Consider the following 3559-nt stretch of genomic DNA (forward strand, 5'->3'; position numbering starts at 1 on the left):
GGGAACGACAGGTCTGAACAGTCCGTGGTGTCGAACGGCCGACCTACTCCCCTCGGCGTTGTGGGTCGGAGCTGTCTTGTGCGGTCTGATCCAAGGGCGGCGGCGCAGCGGCCAGCATCCGCGACGGTGCTGGCTCGTGCGTAGGTCGCGGTAGCGGCGCGCGAAGCGGGCGGACGGGATGACGAATCGCGGCGGCCTCGAGGCGATGCTTCCGCTCTCAGGAATCCAGCCGTCTCGCGAGGCAAGCGCGTCCGCGTGAAGGTCGCGCGGCCTGAGAACTATGTGATTCGAGGGCGTCATGGCTCATCCGCAGATCAGTAGGTCACTGACGTCGCCTTTAGGTTGGCGCGGCTGGCAATACTCGGACCATGCAGGAGACTGTCCTTATCGCCTTGACTACCGGCGTTCTGACTGGGGTAACCGCGTTGGCGGCGAGCTGGCTAACCAGCCGCGGCAACGTCCAAGCCGCGCAGGCACAAGCGGAAATCACCGCGATCAATCACCGTCAGGACCGTACGCGCGAGCTACGCCGGGCCGCCTACGCGGACTTCCTTGCGTACGCAAACGAGCTCCATTACCTCGCCCATACCGTCGTTGGACACGCGATTGCAGGTGATCAGGCAGCAGTGGCATCGATCCGGGCAAAGCGGATTGAGATCTTCAGAGAGTTCGCTAGGCGCAAGAGCATCGTGCACCTGGAGGGACCTACGAGCCTTGAGGGCGCAACACTTCGGGTCGATCACGCGTTCACTCGGCTCGCCGACGAACTCACACGCGCTCTTGACGAGGGCCCACTCGACGGGATCAAGGACGCGATCCGGCCTGCGGCCCGCGACGTCACTGATGCGGCGGCCCACTTTCTCCGCGAGGCTCGGACGGCATTGGAGACACCTGGAGTTGGTGGGTGAGATGGGCTCCTTCGGGTACACGCATCCCCGCAGCCGCCGCCCAACGTGGGTTTGTACACACGACTTGGACCCGACAGGTTTCGCTCGGGTGAGAGAACCAGGAATCGTTGGTCCCGGTACACCTCAAACGGCGTCCGTCCATCCGCCACAGCAGTCGGCGGAACTCCAATGTGGACGGTGCTGTCCCGCACGAACCGCCACAGGTCCGGATCCTCGACCCGCGTGTCGGCGACCAGGAGCACCAGATTCGTCGTACCGTGCGCGGCGATGACCCGCTGGGTGGCCGCCCAACTGCCAATGCCGCCGGAGTTCTGCACCACGTGGATGGTCATCGCTGGCCGTCCGACGGCCGGACATTGTCGCCATCGCTGCGACGCATCAGGCCGCCTCGACCCAGCCGAGCACGGTTGAGTATTCCTCGCTGTATGTGGTGGCCACGCCTTCCAAATCGGTGGCCTCGCCGCACAGGTAGGCGATTCCTGCGTTGACCATCAGGTTGAGGCCTCACGGAGTCCTTCGTCGGCGGCGCCGACGGCGTCGTGAATGTCGTCGGCCGCAGAGTTGACCGCATCGAGGACCTGCTCGCGGGTGAACATGGCCCCGGCTGGTGCCGTCTCCGGTCCGGTCGTCTCCGGTCCGGTCGTCTCCGGTCCGTGCCGCCTCGCCGTCCCGACCTAGTGTTGTGGGGTCGACGGCGTGGTAGGCCGTCACGAGCGTGCAGACCTGATCCGCGACCTGGCCCAGTGCACTCAGGATGGCCGGAATATCGTGCTGGTCACGGTCGGCGAAATCCTCGCTGTGCTGGCGCGCCGTGGCCAGCCGAACCCCGTCGGCCAGGTCGACGGTGATCAGTGCCCCCTGGTGGAGCATGTCGCTGTCGAAGTCGAGCCACAGTTCCACGCGGCTGACCTCGCTGCTGCGGTACAGCCCGTCCGGTTCGGCGGTGTTGCCCGTCTTTCGCCGTGATCGGGTAGGGGCGGGGTGGCGTCGTTCGGTGTGAGCGTGTGGGTGCGTGGCCGTGGTGGGGTTGCTCTTGTTGCTGTGCGACGACAGCGTGAGCGGGTTGGTGTAGGCCAGCGGCCCTCCCGGTCTTCTCTTGGCCGAGCGTCCGGGAGGGCCGCGGTGGTGCGCGGAGGCACCGGTGCTCACGGTAGGCAATGGCGGAGATGGCGTCGAGCGGCGGCTGTCCGGTGGTGGGTTGGCGTGTCCGGGGTGTGGTGGCCGGTTGCGGCCGTGGGGTTATGCCCGGGTCCGGGTGGTCCGCGATGTTGGGGAGGTCCGGCGGCGGCTTCGTCCGCGTCGGACGCGTTGCGCCGGGTGCGGGCGCACCCACGTGCTGTTGCCGGTCAGCTTGCTGGTGAGGCGGGCGGACACGGTGGCGGTGATCGGTGCGGCGCTGGTGCGGGCTGCGCAGGGCGTGGGGCATCGGCGGATCGCGTGCTGGCTGGGCCGGTCGGAGGCGACGGTGCGGGGTTGGCTGCGCCGGTTTCGGATGCGGGCGGGGCCGTTGCGGGAGGCGTTCACGGCGTTGTTGTGCGCGGTTGACGCCGATCCGGCGTTGCCTGCGCCGGCAGGGACGGTGGTGGCGGACGCGGTCGCGGCGGTCCTGGCTGCGGCTGGGGCGGTGGCGCGCCGGTGGAGCGTGCCACCGTCCCAGCCGGGGCCGCTCGTGGTGTCGCCGTGGCTGGTGGCCTCGGCGGTCACGTCTGGTCGGCTCCTGACATCTCTGTCCACTGTGGACTTGGCCAACACGGGTCGCCCCTGGTGAGGTCGGCGGGTGTCGATGACCCTCGAACGGTTGATCTTCGACCGTGTCAGAGAAGGGCATGACGGTGGCCGATGTCGTTGGTGGAGTGGATGGTGAGCAGCGTCTGCGGGCGGAACGGGCCCGGCGGATTGCGTTGTTCCGTTACGGGCTGGTCCAGGAGGTGATCGACCCGACGCTGTCGACGCGGCAGCGGGGCCGTCTGGTCCGGGAGGTGACGGGCCGGGTGCATGCGGGGCCGTTCGGTGCGCCGGTTCGGGTGTCGGTGGCGACGTTGAACCGGTGGTGCCGGTGGTGGCGGGCCGGCGGGTTCGAGGCGTTGGTGCCGACCCCGGCGCGGGTAGAGGCGCGCACGCCGGCGGAGGTGCTGGCCATGGCCGCCGCGGTGAAGCGGGAGAACCCGGCCCGCACCGCGGCGCAGGTGGCGCGGATTCTGCGGGCGCAGTCGGGGTGGGCTCCGTCGGACCGCACGCTGCAACGCCACTTCAAGCACCTGGAGTTGGACCGGGATCTGCCCGGCAGGCCGGTGGTGTTCGGCCGGTTCGAGGCCGACCGGTGCAACGAGTTGTGGGTCGGTGACGTCCTGCACGGCCCGGTCATCGCCGATGCCGGTGGGGTGCGCCGCAAGACCTATCTGTTCGCGTTCCTCGACGACAGGTCCAGAGCGGTGATGGCCGCCCGGTTCGGCTACTCCGAGGATGCCGTGCGCCTGGCGGCGGCGTTGCGGCCGGCTCTGGCCTCCCGCGGCGTCCCGGAATCGATCTATGTCGACAACGGCTCGTCGTTCGTCGACTCGTGGCTGCTGCGTGCCTGCGCCAGCCTCGGCATCAAACTGGTTCACTCCCGACCCGGGCAGCCGGAAGGCCGCGGGAAGATCGAACGCTGG

4 protein-coding genes are annotated in these 3559 nt (G+C 68.7%); all 4 read left to right on the forward strand.

All coding sequences use genetic code 11. From position 1 onward, the window contains the following. Nucleotides 1-368 precede the first annotated feature (368 nt). The gene (locus Vau01_RS62705) at nt 369-908 is read left to right on the forward strand and encodes a hypothetical protein (protein ID WP_204015238.1); all 540 of its coding nucleotides are present in this window, start codon (nt 369-371) and stop codon (nt 906-908) included. Nucleotides 909-1604: 696 nt separating this feature from the next. Then, complete coding sequence (locus Vau01_RS62710; RefSeq protein ID WP_204015239.1) at nt 1605-1874, forward strand: hypothetical protein; 270 nt, start codon at nt 1605-1607, stop codon at nt 1872-1874. A 175-nt stretch (nt 1875-2049) separates the two neighbouring features. Beyond that, nucleotides 2050-2676 (forward strand): helix-turn-helix domain-containing protein, encoded by a 627-nt coding sequence (locus tag Vau01_RS62715; protein WP_275424077.1) that lies wholly within the window; start codon nt 2050-2052, stop codon nt 2674-2676. 58 nt (nt 2677-2734) lie between these two features. Then, nucleotides 2735-3559, forward strand: an 825-nt coding sequence (locus Vau01_RS62720) for a DDE-type integrase/transposase/recombinase (RefSeq protein ID WP_204015244.1), incomplete at its 3' end; no start/stop codon positions are given.

The sequence above is a fragment of the Virgisporangium aurantiacum genome, from assembly GCF_016863635.1.
Lineage (GTDB): Bacteria > Actinomycetota > Actinomycetes > Mycobacteriales > Micromonosporaceae > Virgisporangium > Virgisporangium aurantiacum.

Bases quoted from the DNA above. Each gene is read 5' to 3' on its own strand.
- Vau01_RS62705 (WP_204015238.1), top strand. From the start codon at position 369: ATGCAGGAGACTGTCCTTATCGCCTTGACTACCGGCGTTCTGACTGGG.